This is a genomic window from Bacillus sp. PS217 (genome assembly GCF_037963535.1).
GTDB classification, from domain to species: Bacteria; Bacillota; Bacilli; order Bacillales; family Bacillaceae; genus Bacillus; species Bacillus subtilis.
Genome location: NZ_CP150157.1, coordinates 2,386,792 through 2,408,099, shown reverse-complemented (window position 1 = coordinate 2,408,099; position 21,308 = coordinate 2,386,792). Strand labels below are relative to the sequence as shown.

Genomic DNA, 21,308 nt, shown 5'->3' with positions numbered 1-21,308 from the left:
TTTTCTTTAGTTATGGTGCAGGAATGCTTAGGAGAGGAGTTTTTAGACATGGGTGAAGCAGCGTATGTGACCGTCTCAGCGCTGACAAAGTATATAAAACGAAAATTCGATGTAGATCCTCACCTTGAAAATATTTGGATTAAAGGCGAATTGTCGAATGTAAAGATACACACACGAGGGCATATTTATTTCACTTTAAAAGACGAAAACGCAAGAATGCAGTCGGTGATGTTCGCGAGACAAAGCGAGCGTCTGCCTTTTAAACCTGAAAACGGAATGAAAGTGCTGGTCAGAGGCGGAATTTCCGTATATGAACCGAGCGGAAACTATCAATTATATGCCAAAGAAATGCAGCCTGACGGGGTTGGAGCGCTTTATTTAGCGTACGAAGAATTAAAAAAGAAGCTTGCCGGAGAAGGTTTATTTGACGACCGCTACAAAAAACAAATCCCCGCATTTCCAGCCACAATCGGGGTTGTGACATCTCCAACGGGTGCCGCTGTCAGAGACGTTATTACAACTCTAAAAAGAAGATATCCCCTTGTAAAAGTCATTGTTCTTCCAGCGCTCGTACAAGGTGAAAATGCGAGCAGATCCATCGTTACGCGCATTGAAGAGGCAAATGAAAAAGAGATTTGCGACGTATTAATTGTCGGGAGAGGCGGCGGTTCGATAGAAGAACTGTGGGCATTCAATGAAGAAATTGTAGCACGCGCCATCTTTGCTTCCAATATTCCGATTATATCGGCAGTCGGACATGAGACGGATTTTACGATCAGTGATTTTGTCGCCGATATCAGAGCCGCGACGCCGACAGGAGCAGCTGAGATTGCTGTGCCTCATACCACTGATTTAATCGAACGCACAAAAACAGCGGAAGTCAGAATGACAAGAGCGATGCAGCAGCACCTCGGCCAGAAAAAAGAACGGATTCAAACGCTGCAATCGTCCTATGCCTTTCGTTTTCCAAAGCGTTTGTATGCGCAAAAAGAGCAGCAGTTTGACCTCGCGTACCAGCAGTTTCAAGCACAGCTGACCGCTCTTTTAGATCGGAAAAGCAGACAGCTGGAGCGTGAAACGTACAGATTAGAGGCACTGCATCCTCATGAACAGCTGAAACAAGCGAGAACACGATACCAGGAACAAACAAATCAGCTGAGAAAAAATATGAATATCCAAATGAAGCAGCTGCATTCCCAATTTCAAACCGTTCTTGGCAAGCTGAATGCACTAAGTCCTCTTCAAGTGATGGAAAGAGGATACAGCTTGGCTTATAAAGAAGATAAACTCATTAAAAGTGTCAGTCAAATAGAAGAGCAGGACCAGCTTGAAGTCAAGCTGAAGGATGGCGTGCTGACCTGTGAAGTATTAGAAAAGAGAGGGGAAGAAAAATGACAGACGTGAAAAAAAATGAAAACATGACATTTGAAGAAGCGATGAAAGGGCTTGAGAGCATTGTATCAAAGCTTGAAGAGGGAGATGTGCCTCTAGAGCAAGCCATTAACTATTTCCAAGAAGGCATGGCTCTGTCAAAAATGTGCCATGAAAAGCTGCAAAAAGTCGAAAAGCAAATGGACTTCATTTTAAAAGAAGACGGCGAACTGGCACCTTTCAGTGTTCAGGAGGAAGACGAAGGTGACAAATAAATTAACGAGCTTTCTGGCGGATCGGAAAAAAACAATTGAAAATCAGCTTTCTGTCTATACAGAAAAGCTTGATATGCCGGACTCATTAAAGAAATCTATGCTGTATTCTCTACAGGCCGGCGGAAAGCGGTTGCGGCCTCTGATTGTACTGGCTGTTTTAAACGCATATGGAAAAAGCGAAAAAGACGGCATTCCGGTGGGCTGTGCTGTCGAAATGATTCACACGTATTCGTTAATTCATGATGATCTTCCATGCATGGATGATGACGATTTACGCCGCGGGAAGCCGACAAACCATAAAGTGTTTGGTGAAGCGACAGCAGTATTAGCGGGTGACGGGCTGCTCACAGAAAGCTTTAAGCTGATTACCTCCCACGTGTCAGACGAGGTGTCAGCAGAAAAGCGCCTGCGCCTTGTGAATGAACTGATTTCAGCGGCAGGCACCGAAGGCATGGTCGGTGGGCAAGTAGCTGATATGGAAGCGGAAAACCGACAAGTCACGCTTGAAGAGCTCGAATCCATTCATGAACGGAAAACTGCCAAGCTCCTTGGCTTTTGTGTAATCGCCGGTGCTATTTTGGCTGATGCGCCTGAGGAAGACATTGAAACACTGCGTACCTTCAGCAGCCACATTGGAATCGGATTTCAAATCAGAGACGATATTTTAGATTTAGAAGGCAGTGAAGAGAAAATCGGCAAACGTGTCGGCTCGGATACCACAAATGACAAATCGACATACCCGTCGCTTCTTTCATTGGAAGGGGCCAAACATAAATTGGATGTTCATATAAAAGAGGCGAAGCGATTGATCGGCGGACTCTCTCTTCAAAAAGACCTTTTATATGAGCTTTGTGATTTAATTGCGGCAAGAGATCACTAAAACGATCCTAATTTGAAGCGGCTGCACGAGGTATGGTAAAATGTAAGCAGTTTATATGAAAAATGAAAAGGAAAAGCGCGTTTGTCTTTTTTTATGTCTGAGATTAATGTCAGCTCGGCATGCAAAAGACATGTATCATTGCAGAAATTCATGCTGAAAGTGAGTTGATCCGCTTTGGATCTTTTATCAATACAGGACCCGTCGTTTTTAAAAAACATGTCCATTGATGAATTAGAGAAATTAAGTGATGAAATCCGTCAGTTTTTAATTACAAGTTTATCCGCTTCCGGCGGCCACATCGGCCCAAACTTAGGTGTCGTAGAGCTTACTGTTGCCCTGCATAAGGAATTTAACAGCCCGAAAGACAAATTTTTATGGGATGTAGGCCATCAGTCGTATGTCCATAAGCTGCTGACAGGACGCGGAAAAGAATTTGCGACGCTTCGCCAGTACAAAGGGCTTTGCGGATTTCCAAAGCGGAGTGAAAGCGAGCACGATGTTTGGGAAACCGGGCACAGCTCGACTTCTCTGTCAGGCGCGATGGGAATGGCAGCTGCCCGTGATATTAAAGGAACGGATGAATATATTATTCCGATCATTGGTGACGGCGCGCTGACTGGCGGTATGGCGCTCGAAGCCCTTAACCACATCGGCGACGAGAAAAAAGACATGATTGTCATCCTTAATGATAATGAAATGAGTATTGCGCCAAACGTCGGTGCCATTCACTCTATGCTCGGACGGCTTCGCACTGCGGGGAAATACCAGTGGGTCAAAGATGAGCTTGAATACTTATTTAAAAAGATTCCGGCAGTTGGGGGCAAGCTTGCCGCCACGGCGGAACGGGTCAAAGACAGCCTGAAATACATGCTCGTCTCCGGAATGTTTTTCGAGGAGCTCGGTTTTACGTATTTGGGCCCAGTGGACGGACATTCTTATCATGAGCTGATTGAGAATCTTCAATACGCCAAAAAAACGAAAGGCCCTGTTCTTCTGCACGTCATTACGAAAAAAGGGAAGGGGTACAAACCGGCTGAGACCGATACGATTGGGACATGGCATGGTACCGGACCATATAAAATTAATACCGGTGACTTTGTAAAGCCGAAAGCCGCAGCTCCTTCGTGGAGCGGTCTTGTCAGCGGAACTGTGCAGCGAATGGCGCGCGAGGACGGACGCATTGTAGCCATTACGCCGGCTATGCCTGTCGGTTCAAAGCTTGAAGGCTTCGCAAAGGAATTCCCTGACCGGATGTTCGACGTAGGAATCGCAGAACAGCATGCCGCAACGATGGCGGCAGCTATGGCAATGCAGGGTATGAAGCCGTTTTTGGCGATTTACTCAACCTTCCTGCAAAGGGCATATGACCAAGTTGTCCATGACATCTGCCGCCAAAACGCCAATGTGTTTATTGGAATTGACCGTGCAGGACTCGTTGGCGCTGATGGAGAGACACATCAAGGCGTGTTTGATATTGCGTTTATGCGCCACATTCCAAACATGGTCTTAATGATGCCGAAAGACGAAAATGAAGGCCAGCACATGGTTCATACAGCACTTAGCTATGACGAAGGCCCGATAGCGATGCGTTTTCCGCGCGGAAACGGACTCGGCGTAAAAATGGATGAACAGTTGAAAACGATTCCGATCGGTACGTGGGAGGTGCTGCGTCCGGGGAACGATGCTGTCATCTTAACATTCGGCACAACAATCGAAATGGCGATTGAAGCAGCCGAAGAGCTGCAGAAAGAAGGCCTTTCCGTGCGCGTTGTGAATGCGCGTTTTATTAAGCCGATTGATGAAAAGATGATGAAGAGTATCCTAAAAGAAGGCTTGCCAATTTTAACAATTGAAGAAGCGGTCTTAGAAGGCGGTTTCGGAAGCTCGATTTTAGAATTCGCTCATGATCAAGGTGAATATCATACTCCGATTGACAGAATGGGTATACCTGATCGGTTTATTGAACACGGAAGTGTAACAGCGCTTCTTGAGGAAATTGGACTGACAAAACAGCAGGTGGCAAATCGTATTAGATTACTGATGCCGCCAAAGACACACAAAGGAATTGGATCATGACGTCAAAGAAAGAACGATTAGATGTATTATTAGTGGAAAGAGGGCTGGCGGAAACGCGTGAAAAAGCCAAAAGAGCCATTATGGCGGGGATCGTCTATTCAAACGAAAACCGCTTGGACAAGCCTGGAGAAAAAATTGACCGCGACCTTCCGTTAACCGTCAAAGGAAACCCGCTGAGGTATGTGAGCAGGGGCGGCTTAAAGCTCGAAAAAGCGTTGAAGGAATTTCCCGTCTCTGTCAAAGATAAAATTATGATTGATATTGGCTCCTCCACCGGCGGTTTTACGGACTGCGCTTTGCAAAATGGAGCTAAACAGTCATACGCTGTGGATGTAGGCTATAATCAGCTTGCATGGAAGCTTAGACAGGATGAACGGGTCGTCGTGATGGAACGGACGAACTTTCGTTATGCAACACCGGCAGACTTTACAAAGGGCATGCCGGAGTTTGCCACAATTGATGTGTCCTTTATTTCACTGCGGCTCATCCTGCCTGTCCTAAGGACTTTGCTCGTACCGGGCAGCGACTGCATGGCTTTAGTTAAGCCTCAGTTTGAAGCGGGACGGGAATCCGTCGGCAAAAAAGGGATTGTTAGAGATCCTAAAGTGCATGCTGATGTGCTCAAGCGAATGATCAGTTTTTCTGCCGCTGAAGGCTATATCTGTAAAGGCTTGTCATTTTCTCCAATCACGGGAGGAGACGGAAATATTGAGTTTCTCCTTCATTTGCATTGGCCGGGAGAGGGACAGGAAGGCCAGGAACTGCCGGAAGAAGCGATCATGCGCGTTGTAGAAGAAGCACATAAGACGTTAAAAGAAAAAAAAGCAGATGTACCGGAATAATAGGGCGCTATTATTCCTTTTTTCTGCATTCATGTACAATGTGCAGAGAATCATATAACATAAAAGAACAGATAAGCTTGGAAATAGAGGTGCTTACATGAACAAAGGCCAGAGGCATATTAAAATCAGAGAGATCATTACAAGCAATGAAATCGAAACGCAGGATGAATTGGTCGACATGCTAAAGCAGGATGGATACAAAGTAACGCAGGCCACGGTATCACGGGATATTAAAGAACTTCACCTTGTAAAAGTGCCTACAAATAATGGTTCTTACAAATACAGTCTTCCGGCGGACCAGCGTTTCAATCCGCTGTCAAAGCTAAAGCGGGCATTGATGGACGCATTTGTGAAAATAGACTCAGCAAGCCATATGATTGTGCTGAAAACGATGCCGGGCAATGCCCAGGCAATCGGGGCGCTGATGGACAATTTGGACTGGGATGAAATGATGGGGACCATTTGCGGAGATGATACGATTTTAATTATTTGCCGGACTCCTGAAGATACAGAAGGCGTAAAAAACAGGCTCCTTGAACTGCTGTAACAGAAAATCTAACAAAGATAAGAGGTGTAATGCTGTTTGTTAGCTGAACTATCGATTAAAAACTTTGCCATTATTGAGGAACTGACGGTTTCTTTTGAACGCGGGCTTACGGTTTTAACAGGAGAAACCGGAGCCGGCAAATCCATCATCATAGATGCCATTTCTCTTTTAGTCGGAGGCCGCGGATCATCTGAATTTGTTAGATATGGGGAAGCAAAAGCCGAACTTGAAGGGCTGTTTCTGTTGGAGAGCGGCCATCCTGTTTTAGGCGTATGCGCTGAGCAGGGAATCGACGTTTCAGACGAAATGATCGTCATGAGAAGGGATATCAGCACGAGCGGGAAAAGCGTTTGCCGTGTCAATGGCAAGCTTGTCACGATTGCTTCGCTAAGAGAGATCGGCAGGCTTTTATTAGATATTCACGGGCAGCACGATAACCAGCTGTTAATGGAAGACGAAAATCATCTCCAGCTTTTGGACAAGTTTGCCGGGGCCGAAGTGGAAAGCGCGCTTAAAACGTATCAGGAAGGGTACCAGCGGTATATGAAGCTGCTCAAAAAGCTTAAGCAGCTTTCTGAAAGCGAACAGGAAATGGCCCATCGTCTTGATCTTATTCAATTTCAGCTCGAAGAAATCGAATCGGCAAAGCTTGAGCTTAACGAAGATGAACAGCTCCAAGAAGAGCGCCAGCAAATTTCAAACTTTGAGAAGATATATGAGTCGCTGCAAAATGCATATAACGCGCTTCGCAGTGAGCAGGGCGGATTGGACTGGGTTGGAATGGCATCAGCGCAGCTTGAAGATATATCTGATATTAATGAACCGCTGAAAAAAATGTCTGAAAGTGTTTCGAACTCCTACTATTTGCTTGAGGATGCCACATTTCAGATGAGAAATATGCTGGATGAGCTTGAATTTGATCCGGAACGCCTGAACTATATTGAGATGCGACTTAATGAAATCAAACAGCTGAAACGAAAATACGGTGCCACTGTTGAAGACATTTTGGAATATGCTTCTAAAATTGAAGAAGAGATTGACCAAATTGAAAACAGGGACAGCCACCTTCAAAGCTTGAAAAAGGAGCTTGACTCCGTCGGCAAAGATGTCGCAGTGGAAGCGGCAAATGTGTCACAAATCCGAAAAACATGGGCGAAAAAGCTGGCTGATGAGATTCATCGGGAATTAAAAAGCCTGTACATGGAAAAATCAACTTTTGATACGGAATTTAAGGTCAGAACAGCGTCACGCAATGAAGAAGCTCCGCTTGTAAACGGCCAGCCCGTTCAGCTGACTGAACAAGGGATTGACCTGGTGAAGTTTTTAATTTCGACCAATACAGGCGAGCCGCTGAAATCCCTTTCGAAAGTCGCTTCAGGTGGAGAGCTGTCACGGGTGATGCTTGCCATAAAAAGCATTTTTTCCTCACAACAGGATGTGACATCGATCATTTTTGATGAGGTTGATACCGGTGTAAGCGGCAGGGTCGCACAGGCAATTGCTGAGAAGATCCATAAGGTGTCAATAGGATCACAAGTGCTGTGCATTACACACCTGCCTCAGGTGGCTGCCATGGCCGATACGCATCTTTATATTGCGAAGGAGTTAAAAGACGGCAGAACGACGACACGTGTCAAGCCGCTCTCTAAGCAGGAAAAGGTAGCGGAAATCGGGCGCATGATTGCAGGTGTCGAAGTAACCGATTTAACGAAACGCCATGCGAAAGAACTTTTAAAACAAGCGGATCAAGTCAAAACAACTGGGTAAGCTGCGCGAGAAGCGCAGCTTATTTTTTTCGTGCACATCCATTCGTTCATCAGTATATCCAATGTTTTTCTTCATATGACAGTTATAAATAAGCCGTCAGAAGGCAAAATTAAATGATGTAGCAACAAGTCATAAAGAAGGTGTGGGATAGGAGCGAGGAGAGTGAAGTAGTGAATGCCCGATAATATCAGAAAAGCAGTAGGTTTAATTCTCCTTGTTTCGTTATTAAGTGTAGGTTTATGCAAACCGCTAAAAGAATATTTACTGATTCCAACGCAAATGAGAGTATTTGAAACCCAAACACAAGCGATTGAAACGAGTTTATCGGTAAACGCTCAGACATCAGAATCCTCAGAAGCGTTTACAGTAAAGAAAGATCCGCATGAAATCAAGGTGACGGGCAAAAAATCAGGTGAGTCAGAATTAGTATATGATCTTGCCGGATTTCCAATTAAAAAAACAAAAGTGCATGTTCTTCCTGATTTAAAGGTTATACCTGGCGGACAATCAATCGGTGTAAAACTTCATTCCGTCGGTGTTCTTGTCGTCGGATTTCATCAAATCAATACAAGTGAAGGCAAAAAATCTCCGGGAGAAACGGCAGGAATTGAAGCGGGCGACATCATTATTGAGATGAATGGACAGAAAATTGAAAAAATGAATGATGTAGCCCCATTTATTCAAAAGGCTGGGAAAACTGGTGAATCTTTAGACTTACTGATCAAACGTGACAAACAGAAAATCAAAACGAAGCTGATCCCAGAAAAGGATGAAGGAGAAGGCAAATACAGAATCGGGTTATATATCAGAGATTCTGCTGCCGGCATCGGCACTATGACCTTTTATGAACCGAAAACAAAAAAATACGGAGCACTTGGCCACGTGATTTCCGATATGGACACAAAGAAACCAATTGTAGTGGAGAATGGAGAAATCGTTAAATCCACTGTAACATCAATTGAAAAAGGGACAGGCGGTAATCCGGGAGAAAAACTGGCGCGATTTTCCTCAGAACGCAAAACGATCGGGGATATTAACAGAAACAGCCCGTTTGGGATTTTCGGCACGCTGCATCAGCCGATTCAAAACAACATATCAGATCAAGCATTGCCGGTTGCGTTTTCTACCGAAGTCAAAAAAGGGCCGGCTGAAATTTTAACCGTTATTGATGATGACAAAGTAGAAAAATTCGATATTGAAATCGTCAGCACAACGCCGCAAAAATTCCCTGCGACAAAAGGAATGGTGTTGAAAATTACCGATCCAAGGCTGTTGAAAGAAACAGGAGGCATCGTACAGGGGATGAGCGGAAGCCCGATTATTCAAAATGGAAAAGTGATCGGTGCTGTCACCCATGTATTTGTAAATGACCCGACAAGCGGCTACGGTGTTCATATTGAATGGATGCTGTCAGAAGCAGGAATCGATATTTATGGAAAAGAAAAAGCAAGCTGACTGCCGGAGTTTCCGGCAGTTTTTTTATTTTGATCCCTCTTCACTTCTCAGAATACATACGGTAAAATATACAAAAGAAGATTTTTCGACAAATTCACGTTTCCTTGTTTGTCAAATTTCATTTTTAGTCGAAAAACAGAGAAAAACATAGAATAACAAAGATATGCCACTAATATTGGTGATTATGATTTTTTTAGAGGGTATATAGCGGTTTTGTCGAATGTAAACATGTAGCAAGGGTGAATCCTGTTAACTACATTTGGGGAGGAAGAAACGTGGAGAAAATTAAAGTTTGTGTTGCTGATGATAATCGAGAGCTGGTAAGCCTGTTAAGTGAATATATAGAAGGACAGGAAGACATGGAAGTGATCGGCGTTGCTTATAACGGACAGGAATGCCTGTCGCTGTTTAAAGAAAAAGATCCCGATGTGCTCGTATTAGATATTATTATGCCGCATTTAGACGGACTTGCGGTTTTAGAGAGGCTGAGGGAATCAGATCTGAAAAAACAGCCGAATGTCATTATGCTGACAGCCTTTGGGCAGGAAGATGTCACGAAAAAGGCCGTCGATTTAGGCGCGTCCTACTTTATTCTCAAACCGTTTGATATGGAAAACCTTGTCGGTCATATCCGCCAGGTCAGCGGAAATGCCAGCAGTGTGACGCATCGTGCGCCATCATCGCAAAGCAGTATTATACGCAACAGCCAGCCTGAACCAAAGAAGAAAAATCTCGACGCGAGCATCACAAGCATTATCCATGAAATCGGCGTCCCAGCCCATATTAAAGGCTATCTCTATCTGCGCGAAGCAATCTCAATGGTATACAATGACATCGAATTGCTCGGCAGCATTACAAAAGTTCTCTATCCGGACATCGCCAAAAAATTCAACACAACCGCAAGCCGTGTAGAAAGAGCGATCCGCCATGCAATTGAAGTGGCATGGAGCAGAGGAAACATTGATTCCATTTCCTCGTTGTTCGGTTATACTGTCAGCATGACAAAAGCTAAACCGACAAATTCGGAGTTCATTGCAATGGTTGCGGATAAGCTGAGGTTAGAGCATAAGGCTTCTTAAACATGAGCTTATTAAGTGGTCATTAAATCAAACGTCTTTTATTTATTAGTTTGCGCTGATAAATAGGAGGCGTTTTGTTTTGGGGACATTTGTTAGTATGGGAGAAGAATATTAAGTATCCGCACATAGTAAAGGATGGGTTTGAAAAGTAAGGAAAGCAAATGGCGGTATTACCTGCACTCTTGGTCCATTCATACATCTTATAGGATCACGAAGCATGATCGACTCTAGATGTGTCCGTTATAAAATGAAACCTTTCTCCTGCAAAATCGTAAGTAAGGCGTATTAATGTTAAAAGGAGACGTACGAATGAAAAAGAAAAAAGCAAGAAAGCGTGAGGGGTTTTTCCTAGATTTTCTTTTCGAAGTTGGTGGGGAGCTCTTTCTTTTGCTGTTTAGATGTGTACACAAACTATTTATATAAAGGGAAAAAGACTGCCGAATCGTTTCGGCAGTCTTTTGCACATTAATCTTTATAAGGCACCCAGCCTGGCGTGTTCACAATTGCTTTCCAAAGCGGTTCAGGCAAATGATATTTTTCTTTATCTGTGCCTTTGATCACTGTTTCGATTTGCTTTTCACGGCCTTCTTTTACTTTTACCGTCCAGTTAGGGTCAACTAGAATTTCGCGTCCCATAGCGACTAACGGAATACCGTTTTCGATGACGGCAAGCGCGTCATCAGCGGAATGGATGGAACCGACGGCGATCAGCGGCACTTTGTTTCCGACGCGTTCATTCAATAAGTCCATGCGTGTGCGAGTCGGATCTGCACCGCGGCGCGCTTTTGAGTTCACGTCCATCAGTGAGATATGAAGATAATCCAATTCTTTATCCCCTAAAGCATCAACAAGCGTATAAGTTTCAGTCATTGTCAATCCCGGTGTCTCAGGTTCTTCCGGAGACAGACGGTAGCCGACTAAGAACGCACCCTTCGCATGTTCTGAAGCGGCTTTTTTCACTTCATCGACAATAGCGAGCGGGAAGGCTAATCGTTTTTCATGGCTTCCTCCCCAGCGATCCGTGCGCTGGTTGGTTTTCGGAGAATAAAACTGCTGAATTAAGTAGCCGTTTGCACCGTGAATTTCGACACCGTCAAAGCCGGCTTCAATGGCGCGTCTTGTCGCTTCTCCAAACGCCTTCACAATGTTTTCCACTTCTTCTTCTTTTAATGCGCGAGCAATTTGTTTGCCGTTATCAAACACGTCACTTGGCCCCACAACATCCTGTTGAGGAACGAGCTCAGACGGGCATTCGATGCCGCCGTGATGAATTTGTACAACAGCTTTAGCGCCTTGTGCCTGAATGGCTTGTGCTAACTTTTTTAAACCTGGAATGTTGGAATCGTCATGGATGGCCGGCTGCCCGGGGAATGCTTTTCCGTCCGGTGTAACATTTGCGCAGGCTGTAATCACCATTCCCATCTCTTTTGAACGGGGGATGATGTAGTCGAGCTCCGCTTCAGATATTGTACCGTCTTCATTAGAAGCGTAATGAGTCATCGGTGCTACTGCGATCCGGTTGTTGATTGTAACGCCGCTTTTAAACGTAAATGGTTCAAAAAGTGGCTTATACTTATGATTCATTTGATCATCTTCTTTCGTTTGGATTCGCACATATTCTAGCCTATATGTAAAAATTAATGCAATTGATCTGCTTTACCGACTGAATATCTTGAGTGCAGAGTGATGTTTTCGCCGCTCTTTTTCGGGGCCTTTGTAGCCGCCGCTGATTTGGTGGCCGATGGAGCATGTGATGACAGCTGCCGCCAGCAGCAGAACGAATTTTTTCATGGCTTTAACTTCTTTCAATAAAGTAAATATCCTTTAAAAGGTTACGCTTGGCTGACCCACCCGTCAAACGATTTGCTCACCCTATTCTCAAATTTTTTAAAATGAATAAAAAGTTGCTTCTTTCCGCTAATTTTTTCTAATTGGCGCCTCAATTAGAGCCATCCTCATAGACAAATCTGCTTGTTATCTTTCTAACAACAGGAAATGATCGGGTCGTATAGCCCTTTTGAAAATCATGGAACTTGCTCGCCTGCATTCGCGTTGTCTTTACAAATTTGCCATTCTGGTCAAAGATAAAAGCCAAACATCAGGAAGAGGTGGTCATGTGAAACAAACGGTTCTTTTGCTGTTTACTGCGCTCTTTCTTTCGGGGTGCAGTGTCGCAAGTGCGGATGACTCAGTGCCAAGGTTTACCGAAGAGGGAAAATACATTGGCTCGGCTGATCCTCATACGATTGCGGTTTCTCTTAATGGAGAAGAAACCATGATACAAGTTCCGAAGGATAAACGTGATGAATGTGAATCACTGCCAGATCAGACACATGTCCTGGTGAAATATACAAAGAAGGATAATGGAACTTTACAGCTGGAAGATATTCAGCTGCGAAAGAACTCGTCATAAAAAGACCGGAGGGAGTAAGTTGAGAATGTTATGGAGGAGCTTGGCGCTGTGCGGATTGGCTTTGACGCTCGCGCCTTGTGCACAGGCAGCAGAGCCGATAGAAGGGAAAACAGTGTATATTGATGCCGGACACGGCGGTGAAGACAGTGGAGCGGTCGGAAACGGGCTCTTTGAAAAGGATATTAATTTGGCTGTCTCAGAGCATGTGACAGACAAACTAAAAGAGGAGGGAGCCAATCCTGTTGCATCCCGGTCTGACGATCATTTTCTGACCTTGGAGGAAAGAGTGGCTAAGGCAAGTGCCAATCAGGCTGACCTTTTTGTCAGCATTCATGTGAATTCAGGGGTTGCTTCAGCTTCAGGAACAGAAACGTATTTTCAATCTGATTATGAAGGGAAGAACAGCCGGCGTCTCGCATCCGATATTCAGTCAGAGCTCGTTTCTTCCTTACAAACGAGAGACAGGGGCGTGAAAGAATCAGACTTTTACGTCATTACATATTCACAAATGCCAAGTGTGTTGGCGGAGCTTGGGTTTATCACGAACAGCTCTGACGCGGACAAGCTGGGAAGTGAAGAATACCAGCAAAAGGCCGCAGATGCGATTGTCAACGGCATTGATTCTTATTATGATCAGTAGATTGATACAGCCTTAATCCTAGAGTGGAACCGACAAAATAAGTATAATGGAGAAAACTTTAGGGTTTGAGGTGAAACGATGACAAAGATTTTTGCCCACCGGGGGGCATCAGGTCAATTTCCCGAAAATACAATGCTTGCATTTGAAAAAGGAATTGAAGCCGGAGCGGATGGGATAGAGCTTGATGTACAGCTGACGAAAGACGGACGCATTGTTGTAATTCATGATGAAAGACTTAATCGCACGACATCACTTAAAGGATTCGTGAAGGATACAGCCTATGATGAGGTAAAGACTGCAAATGCGGCCGCTGGTCACGATCAAGCGTACAGCGATATAAAAGTGCCGCTGCTAGAAGATGTGCTCTCGTGGGCGGTAAAAAAGGATTTTCTCATCAACATTGAATTAAAAAACAGCGTGATCCGCTATGAGGGAATGGAAGAAAAAGTGCTGGAGGCAGTGAAGCGATTTAATGTAGAGGACAGAGTCATCCTATCCACGTTTAATCATGACAGCTTGGCGCTATGCGCCCGGCTTGCACCGCATATCGAACGGGCAGTATTAACTTCAGATGTGCTTTATCAGGCAGATCGATATATCGCGTCTATTCCGGCTTCCGGCTATCACCCGAAGTTAAACAGCCCAGGGGTCACAGATGAAGTACTGAAGAAAATGAGGAACGGTTTGATTAAGGTAAGGCCGTATACAGTCAATCGTCCGGAAGATATGAAGCGTCTCATTGAAGCGGGAGCAGACGGCATGTTTACCGACTTTCCAGAAAAGGCTTCGGCATTGCTGAAAAATGAATAGTTGTTAGAAGGAGGCTGTTTGACGCAGCCTTCTTTTTTCATTCATTCATGCCCGTTTCAAAGCATACATTCATAGAAGACAACTAGAAATTGTAAGCGCTGTCTATCTTCTGAATGAGGTGAAACCATGAGGAAAACAGTCATTGTAAGTGCTGCAAGAACGCCATTTGGCAAATTCGGCGGAGTATTGAAAGAGGTGAAAGCTGCTGAGCTTGGGGGCATTGTGATGAAGGAGGCGCTGCAACGGGCTGGAGTCTCTGGAGATGATGTAGAAGGAAACGTCATGGGCATGGTTGTCCAGGCCGGCTCAGGGCAGATACCTTCCCGTCAAGCTGCCCGTCTGGCGGGAATGCCTTGGAGTGTGCCGTCAGAAACACTGAATAAAGTCTGTGCTTCCGGCCTTCGCGCTGTCACTTTATGTGATCAAATGATTCGGGCGCAGGATGCGGACATACTTGTTGCCGGGGGGATGGAAAGCATGAGCAATATTCCGTATGCCGTTCCCGCCGGGCGCTGGGGAGCACGGATGGGGGACGGCGAGCTTAGGGACTTAATGGTGTATGACGGATTAACGTGCGCATTTGACGAGGTGCACATGGCTGTTCACGGAAATACAGCTGCCAAGGAATATGCAATCTCACGAAGAGAGCAGGACGAATGGGCGTTGAGAAGTCATGCAAGGGCAGCTAAGGCCGCCGATGAAGGGAAGTTTCAGGATGAAATTGTTCCCGTCAACTGGATCGGTCGAAAAGGAAAACCAAACGTTGTTGATAAAGATGAAGCGATTCGCCGTGACACAAGTCTGGATCAGCTCGCAAAACTTGCTCCGATTTATGCAAGTGACGGTTCTATCACAGCCGGCAATGCTCCTGGAGTCAATGACGGAGCCGGCGCGTTCGTGCTGATGTCTGAGGAAAAAGCTGCTGAGCTTGGCAAACGGCCTCTGGCTACAATTCTTGGTTTTTCAACTACGGGAATGCCAGCGCACGAGCTGGCGGCAGCGCCGGGGTTTGCTATTAACAAGCTCCTGAAAAAGAACGGTTTAACTGTCCAAGATATTGACTTGTTTGAAGTAAATGAAGCTTTTGCTTCAGTTGTTTTGACATGTGAAAAAATCGTAGGTTTCGATCTTGAAAAAGTAAATGTGAATGGCGGTGCGATCGCGCTCGGCCACCCGATCGGCGCGAGCGGTGCGAGAATTCTCATGACGCTTGTTTATGAATTAAAGCGACGGGGAGGCGGTCTGGGCGTTGCCGCTATTTGCAGCGGGGCAGCACAGGGAGACGCCGTCTTAGTGCAGGTTCATTAAAACATGATGAAAAAGGGGATTTGAATGGAAATCAAACAAATCATGGTAGCTGGCGCAGGTCAGATGGGAAGCGGAATTGCTCAAACAGCTGCCGACGCGGGCTTTTATGTGCGGATGTATGATGTGAATCCAGAGGCCGCGGAGGCAGGATTGAAACGGCTGAAGAAACAGCTGGCCCGTGATGCTGAGAAAGGAAAAAGGACCGAGACGGAAGTGAAGAGTGTAATCAGCCGCATTTCGATTTCTCAAACGCTTGAGGAGGCAGAGCATGCGGACATTGTGATTGAGGCTATCGCAGAAAACATGGCGGCAAAAACTGAGATGTTTAAAACGCTTGATCGCATGTGCCCGCCTCATACGATTTTGGCCAGCAATACATCTTCCTTGCCTATTACAGAAATCGCTGCTGTAACAAACCGGCCTCAACGGGTTATTGGCATGCATTTTATGAATCCCGTCCCTGTAATGAAGCTGGTAGAAGTGATTCGCGGCTTGGCTACATCAGAAGAAACGGCCTTAGATGTTATGGCATTAGCGGAAAAGATGGGGAAAACAGCGGTAGAAGTCAATGATTTTCCTGGGTTTGTTTCCAACCGTGTGCTTCTTCCAATGATTAATGAAGCCATCTATTGCGTGTATGAGGGAGTGGCGAAGCCGGAGGCAATAGATGAAGTGATGAAGCTGGGCATGAATCATCCGATGGGTCCGCTTGCATTAGCGGATTTTATCGGACTGGATACGTGTTTATCAATTATGGAAGTCCTTCACTCAGGCCTTGGCGATTCCAAATACCGTCCTTGCCCGCTGCTCCGCAAGTATGTCAAAGCAGGCTGGCTTGGCAAAAAGAGCGGACGCGGTTTTTATGACTATGAGGAGAAGACTTCCTGAAGTCTATTCCATCCGGGGGTGGCCGAGTTGCATGTAACCCAAGAGCAAGTCATGATGCGAAAAATGGTGCGTGATTTTGCACGAAAAGAAATTGCTCCCGCTGCGGAAATCATGGAGAAAACGGACGAATTTCCCTTTCAGCTGATCAAAAAAATGGGTAAACACGGACTGATGGGAATACCGGTGCCGGAACAATACGGCGGTGCTGGAGCGGACGTTGTTTCTTATATTTTGGCGATTCATGAGATTTCTAGAATCAGCGCGGCTGTCGGCGTGATTCTCTCCGTTCATACCTCAGTCGGCACGAATCCGATTCTGTATTTCGGCAACGAAGAACAGAAGATGAAATATATACCAAAGCTCGCGTCAGGAGACCATTTGGGCGCATTTGCACTAACGGAGCCTCACTCGGGGTCGGATGCCGGGAGCCTCCGCACAACAGCAATCAAAAAGAACGGCAAATACCTATTAAACGGATCGAAAATATTCATAACGAATGGCGGAGCAGCTGATATCTATATCACATTTGCTTTAACAGCTCCAGATCAAGGCAGGCACGGGATTTCGGCTTTTATTGTTGAAAAAAACACACCCGGTTTTACCGTTGGAAAAAAAGAAAGAAAGCTGGGGCTTTATGGCTCCAATACTACGGAACTGATTTTTGATAATGCAGAAGTGCCTGAAGCCAATTTGCTTGGCAAAGAGGGGGATGGCTTTCACATTGCCATGGCGAATTTAAATGTCGGTCGGATCGGCATTGCGGCACAGGCCCTCGGAATTGCAGAGGCGGCTCTTGAGCATGCCGTTGATTATGCGAAGCAGCGAGTGCAATTTGGAAGGCCGATTGCAGCCAATCAAGGCATATCATTTAAGCTGGCTGATATGGCGACTAGAGCTGAGGCGGCAAGACATCTTGTCTACCACGCTGCAGACCTTCATAACCGCGGCCTAAACTGTGGAAAAGAAGCGTCTATGGCTAAACAATTTGCTTCCGATGCAGCCGTAAAGGCGGCGTTAGACGCCGTTCAAATTTATGGGGGATATGGCTATATGAAGGATTATCCAGTTGAGCGCTTGCTTCGCGATGCAAAGGTGACGCAAATTTATGAAGGGACGAACGAGATTCAAAGACTGATTATTTCCAAGTATTTGCTTGGCGGAACCTGATAGACAAAAAACGCAAAAACGGAGGTTGAGGATATGGAGGAGAAACAGCATTATTCTCCAGGGTTGGACGGTGTAATTGCGGCAGAAACTCATATTTCTTATCTTGACACGCAGTCCAGCCAGATTTTGATAAGAGGCTATGATTTAATAGAACTTTCTGAAACAAAAAGCTATCTGGAGCTTGTCCATTTATTGCTGGAGGGCAGGCTGCCAGAAGAAAGTGAAATGGAGACGCTGGAACGTAAAATAATCAGTGCCTCAAGCCTGCCTGCTGATCATCTCCGTCTGCTTGAGCTGCTCCCTGAGGACACTCATCCAATGGATAGTCTGCGTACCGGCCTGTCGGCACTTGCTGGCTATGATCGGCAAATTGATGATCGGTCTCCTTCCGCAAACAAAGAACGCGCCTATCAGCTTCTTGGGAAAATGCCTGCCCTCACTGCTGCCAGCTACAGGATCATTAATAAGAAAGAACCGATTCTTCCGCTTCAAACCCTATCCTACAGTGCGAATTTTCTCTACATGATGACAGGGAAATTGCCGTCTGCATTGGAAGAACAGATTTTTGACCGGTCGCTCGTCCTGTACAGTGAGCATGAGATGCCGAATTCAACCTTTGCGGCCAGGGTCATTGCATCTACACATTCAGATCTTTATGGGGCTTTGACTGGGGCTGTCGCTTCCCTGAAAGGGAATCTCCACGGAGGAGCAAACGAAGCTGTGATGTATTTGCTTTTGGAGGCAAAAACGACATCTGATTTTGAGCAGCTTCTGCAAACAAAACTGAAAAGAAAAGAAAAAATCATGGGCTTCGGCCACCGGGTGTATATGAAAAAAATGGACCCGAGAGCACTCATGATGAAAGAGGCACTGCAGCAATTATGCGATAAAGCCGGTGACCATCGTTTATATGAGATGTGCGAAGCGGGTGAGCGGCTGATGGAGAAGGAAAAAGGGCTTTACCCGAATTTGGATTACTATGCTGCCCCAGTGTATTGGATGCTCGGCATACCGATTCCTTTATATACGCCGATCTTTTTCAGCGCAAGAACGTCCGGTTTATGCGCCCATGTGATCGAACAGCATGCCAATAATCGGCTCTTCCGTCCCCGTGTCAGTTACATGGGCCCGCGATATCAAACAAAATCATGAAAGGAGCTGGTAGAATGCCGAAAACGGATCGTGTTATCGAAGAAATCACAGACTATGTGCTTGAAAAAGAGATTACAAGTGCCGAAGCGTATACAACAGCGGGGCATGTATTGCTGGATACCCTGGGCTGCGGGATCTTGGCGCTACGGTATCCGGAATGCGCAAAGCTGCTTGGCCCGATTGTTCCAGGAACGACTGTGCCCAATGGAAGCAAAGTGCCGGGAACGTCATATGTTCTCGATCCTGTGAGGGCAGCGTTTAATATCGGCTGCATGATTCGCTGGCTCGATTACAACGATACGTGGCTGGCGGCGGAGTGGGGGCATCCATCCGATAACTTGGGAGGAATCCTTGCCGCTGCTGATTATGTATCAAGAGTGAGGCTGTCTGAAGGAAAAGAGCCGTTAACAGTACGCGACGTACTTGAGATGATGATCAAAGCACACGAGATCCAAGGTGTGCTGGCGTTAGAAAACAGCTTAAATCGAGTTGGCCTTGACCATGTGCTGTTTGTCAAAGTTGCGACAACTGCTGTTGCAGCAAAGCTTTTGGGCGGCGGAAGAGAAGAAATCAAAAATGCGCTTTCGAATGCATGGATTGACAATGCAGCATTGAGGACATACCGCCATTCACCGAATACGGGCTCGCGTAAATCATGGGCGGCAGGAGATGCAACGAGCAGAGGTGTTCATTTGGCGCTGATGTCGTTAAAAGGGGAAATGGGTTATCCGACAGCCCTGAGTGCACCGGGTTGGGGGTTCCAAGACGTTTTATTCAATAAGAAAGAGATCGAGCTTGCCCGTCCGCTCGACGCTTATGTCATGGAAAATGTGTTATTTAAAGTGTCTTATCCTGCGGAATTTCACGCCCAGACAGCGGCGGAGTGCGCCGTCATTCTTCACCCGCAGGTAAAGAACCGGATTGACGAGATAGACCGAGTTGTCATCAGAACGCATGAATCCGCTATCCGTATCATTGATAAAAAAGGCCCGCTCCACAATCCGGCAGACCGTGATCACTGTCTCCAATACATTACAGCAATCGGTTTGCTTTTTGGTGATATCACCGCACAGCATTATGAAGCTGAAACAGCGAATGATCCGAGAATAGATAAACTTCGTGATAAAATGGAAGTGACTGAAAATAAAACATATACCGAGGATTATTTGAAGCCTGATAAACGCTCCATCTCAAATGCCGTTCAGGTTCATTTTAAAGATGGAACGAGCACGGAAATGGTGGAATGTGAGTTTCCCCTCGGCCATCGTTTTCGAAGAGAGGAAGCAGTGCCGAAACTGCTGGAAAAGTTTTCTGACAATCTCAAAACCCATTTTCCTGATAAACAGCACAAACACATTTATGAGCGCTGTACCAGCTATGAGACATTACAAACGATGCGCGTAAATGAATTCGTAGACATGTTCTGCATGTAAAAGGGGGATTTGTTTCATGTCGTGGATCGTCAATAAGCAATCGTCACAAGAGGAGCTTGCCGGGCGTTTCCGCAAGCTGATGTCAGCACCGGACATTCTTCAAATTCCCGGCGCCCATGACGGGATGGCCGCTTTGCTTGCGAAAGAAGCCGGTTTTTCTGCTATTTATTTGTCCGGTGCTGCCTATACAGCCAGCAGGGGGCTGCCTGATTTAGGGATCATCACATCGGCAGAGATAGCTGAACGGGCCAAAGATCTTGTACGTGCAGCTGATCTGCCTCTGCTTGTGGATATCGATACGGGATTTGGCGGTGTCTTAAATGCCGCCCGAACAGCCCGGGAGATGCTTGAAGCAAGGGTAGCAGCCGTTCAAATAGAAGACCAGCAGCTCCCAAAAAAATGCGGACATTTAAATGGCAAACAGCTAGTTCCGATAAAGGAAATGGCGCAAAAAATAAAAGCCATTAAACAAGCGGCACCCTCCCTTATTGTTGTTGCCCGTACTGATGCCAGGGCGCAGGAAGGGCTTGCTGCCGCAATAAAACGTTCAGAGGCTTACATTGAGGCGGGAGCGGACGCAATTTTCCCGGAAGCGCTACAGGCGGAGAATGAATTCCGCCAGTTTGCTGAGCGTATCCCCGTTCCGCTCCTTGCGAATATGACTGAATTTGGGAAAACGCCATATTATCGTGCCGATGAATTCGAAGATATGGGGTTTCACATGGTGATATATCCTGTCACCTCGCTTCGAGCGGCGGCAAAAGCTTGTGAGCGGATGTTTGGTTTGATGAAGGAGCACGGCTCACAAAAAGAAGGACTTCATGATATGCAGACACGAAAAGAACTGTACGATACGATTTCTTATTATGACTATGAAGCGTTAGACAAAACGATTGCCAAGACCGTTTTGCCTGACGAATAATGCAACAAAAAAAGCCGGAGCATTCTCCGGCTTTTTTTCAGCTATCGTTTTCTGAATCGCGGGCTGACTTGATTGCGTTTTCTGTCTCTGTATAAAATGAACCCGGCCAGCACATAGAGGCCGATCGCAAAAAAGATGAATCCTGACAACCCTTGGAGCCAAAGAGCTGAAAATGGCTTGATTGTATGGCCGAAAAGTGTATCTCTCATCAGTTTAATGCCTAAAGCAGAAATAGCCCCGGGGATGACTAATATTAAAAGCGCAAGAAGTCGGCTCATCTTCA

At 45.9% G+C, this 21,308-nt stretch carries 21 protein-coding genes; 18 read left to right on the top strand and 3 right to left on the bottom strand.

Translation table 11 applies throughout. The features are described from left to right. Positions 1 to 48 precede the first annotated feature (48 nt). The 9 genes from xseA (at position 49) to spo0A (ending at position 10,292) form a co-directional block, all read left to right on the top strand. Positions 49 to 1,395, top strand: coding sequence for an exodeoxyribonuclease VII large subunit (gene xseA / locus NSQ83_RS12305; protein ID WP_198878640.1), 1,347 nt, complete (start codon positions 49 to 51; stop codon positions 1,393 to 1,395). Beyond that, positions 1,392 to 1,646 (top strand): exodeoxyribonuclease VII small subunit, encoded by a 255-nt coding sequence (locus NSQ83_RS12300; protein WP_003226409.1) that lies wholly within the window; start codon positions 1,392 to 1,394, stop codon positions 1,644 to 1,646. Before xseA ends, NSQ83_RS12300 begins: the two co-directional genes overlap by 4 nt. Beyond that, on the top strand, positions 1,636 to 2,526 hold the full coding sequence (locus NSQ83_RS12295; RefSeq protein WP_003230262.1) for a polyprenyl synthetase family protein: 891 nt from the start codon (positions 1,636 to 1,638) through the stop codon (positions 2,524 to 2,526). Before NSQ83_RS12300 ends, NSQ83_RS12295 begins: the two co-directional genes overlap by 11 nt. Positions 2,527 to 2,700: 174 nt before the next feature. Continuing rightward, positions 2,701 to 4,602, top strand: coding sequence for a 1-deoxy-D-xylulose-5-phosphate synthase (gene dxs / locus NSQ83_RS12290; protein WP_003245985.1), 1,902 nt, complete (start codon positions 2,701 to 2,703; stop codon positions 4,600 to 4,602). Then, positions 4,599 to 5,444: a TlyA family RNA methyltransferase gene (locus tag NSQ83_RS12285; RefSeq protein ID WP_128441715.1), complete on the top strand. Its 846-nt coding sequence runs from the start codon at positions 4,599 to 4,601 to the stop codon at positions 5,442 to 5,444. The genes dxs and NSQ83_RS12285 overlap by 4 nt, the downstream gene beginning before the upstream one ends. Before the next feature lie 97 nt (positions 5,445 to 5,541). Beyond that, a complete protein-coding gene (argR, locus tag NSQ83_RS12280) occupies positions 5,542 to 5,991 on the top strand; it encodes an arginine repressor ArgR (protein WP_003230265.1) in 450 nt (149 codons plus the stop codon). Between the two features lie 36 nt (positions 5,992 to 6,027). Further along, positions 6,028 to 7,758 (top strand): DNA repair protein RecN, encoded by a 1,731-nt coding sequence (recN, locus tag NSQ83_RS12275; RefSeq protein ID WP_029726732.1) that lies wholly within the window; start codon positions 6,028 to 6,030, stop codon positions 7,756 to 7,758. A 174-nt stretch (positions 7,759 to 7,932) separates the two neighbouring features. Next, positions 7,933 to 9,213 carry a SpoIVB peptidase gene (spoIVB, locus tag NSQ83_RS12270; RefSeq protein ID WP_004398697.1) on the top strand — a complete coding sequence of 427 codons (1,281 nt, stop codon included), beginning with the start codon at positions 7,933 to 7,935 and terminating at the stop codon, positions 9,211 to 9,213. A gap of 275 nt (positions 9,214 to 9,488) precedes the next feature. Further along, positions 9,489 to 10,292: a sporulation transcription factor Spo0A gene (spo0A, locus tag NSQ83_RS12265; RefSeq protein WP_128441713.1), complete on the top strand. Its 804-nt coding sequence runs from the start codon at positions 9,489 to 9,491 to the stop codon at positions 10,290 to 10,292. A 465-nt stretch (positions 10,293 to 10,757) separates the two neighbouring features. On the opposite strand, the gene NSQ83_RS12260 is transcribed toward spo0A, so the two are convergent. Beyond that, entirely contained in the window at positions 10,758 to 11,876 is a 1,119-nt protein-coding gene (locus NSQ83_RS12260) for an NADH-dependent flavin oxidoreductase (protein ID WP_198878641.1), read from the bottom strand. A gap of 72 nt (positions 11,877 to 11,948) precedes the next feature. Further along, the gene (locus NSQ83_RS12255; RefSeq protein WP_014480226.1) at positions 11,949 to 12,101 is read right to left on the bottom strand and encodes a hypothetical protein; all 153 of its coding nucleotides are present in this window, start codon (positions 12,099 to 12,101) and stop codon (positions 11,949 to 11,951) included. Positions 12,102 to 12,408: 307 nt separating this feature from the next. Between NSQ83_RS12255 and NSQ83_RS12250 the strand changes: the two genes are divergently transcribed. The 9 genes from NSQ83_RS12250 (at position 12,409) to prpB (ending at position 21,025) form a co-directional block, all read left to right on the top strand. Next, entirely contained in the window at positions 12,409 to 12,705 is a 297-nt protein-coding gene (locus NSQ83_RS12250) for a hypothetical protein (protein WP_014480225.1), read from the top strand. Between the two features lie 19 nt (positions 12,706 to 12,724). Further along, positions 12,725 to 13,345 (top strand): N-acetylmuramoyl-L-alanine amidase, encoded by a 621-nt coding sequence (locus NSQ83_RS12245; RefSeq protein WP_198878642.1) that lies wholly within the window; start codon positions 12,725 to 12,727, stop codon positions 13,343 to 13,345. A 78-nt stretch (positions 13,346 to 13,423) separates the two neighbouring features. Beyond that, positions 13,424 to 14,155: a glycerophosphodiester phosphodiesterase gene (locus tag NSQ83_RS12240; protein WP_015714234.1), complete on the top strand. Its 732-nt coding sequence runs from the start codon at positions 13,424 to 13,426 to the stop codon at positions 14,153 to 14,155. Positions 14,156 to 14,281: 126 nt separating this feature from the next. After that, on the top strand, positions 14,282 to 15,463 hold the full coding sequence (locus tag NSQ83_RS12235; RefSeq protein ID WP_015714233.1) for an acetyl-CoA C-acetyltransferase: 1,182 nt from the start codon (positions 14,282 to 14,284) through the stop codon (positions 15,461 to 15,463). A 24-nt stretch (positions 15,464 to 15,487) separates the two neighbouring features. Further along, positions 15,488 to 16,351, top strand: a complete 864-nt coding sequence (locus NSQ83_RS12230) for a 3-hydroxybutyryl-CoA dehydrogenase (RefSeq protein WP_163259850.1) — start codon at positions 15,488 to 15,490, stop codon at positions 16,349 to 16,351. A gap of 27 nt (positions 16,352 to 16,378) precedes the next feature. Beyond that, positions 16,379 to 17,518, top strand: a complete 1,140-nt coding sequence (locus NSQ83_RS12225) for an acyl-CoA dehydrogenase (protein WP_088326451.1) — start codon at positions 16,379 to 16,381, stop codon at positions 17,516 to 17,518. A gap of 33 nt (positions 17,519 to 17,551) precedes the next feature. Continuing rightward, positions 17,552 to 18,670, top strand: coding sequence for a citrate synthase (mmgD, locus tag NSQ83_RS12220; protein WP_195727816.1), 1,119 nt, complete (start codon positions 17,552 to 17,554; stop codon positions 18,668 to 18,670). A 14-nt stretch (positions 18,671 to 18,684) separates the two neighbouring features. Next, positions 18,685 to 20,103, top strand: coding sequence for a bifunctional 2-methylcitrate dehydratase/aconitate hydratase (locus NSQ83_RS12215; protein ID WP_198878643.1), 1,419 nt, complete (start codon positions 18,685 to 18,687; stop codon positions 20,101 to 20,103). A 16-nt stretch (positions 20,104 to 20,119) separates the two neighbouring features. Continuing rightward, entirely contained in the window at positions 20,120 to 21,025 is a 906-nt protein-coding gene (gene prpB / locus NSQ83_RS12210; protein ID WP_003230302.1) for a methylisocitrate lyase, read from the top strand. Positions 21,026 to 21,066: 41 nt separating this feature from the next. Here prpB and NSQ83_RS12205 read toward each other — a convergent pair whose 3' ends face one another. Next, a complete protein-coding gene (locus tag NSQ83_RS12205; protein ID WP_003230304.1) occupies positions 21,067 to 21,303 on the bottom strand; it encodes a DUF2627 domain-containing protein in 237 nt (78 codons plus the stop codon). Positions 21,304 to 21,308 lie beyond the last annotated feature (5 nt).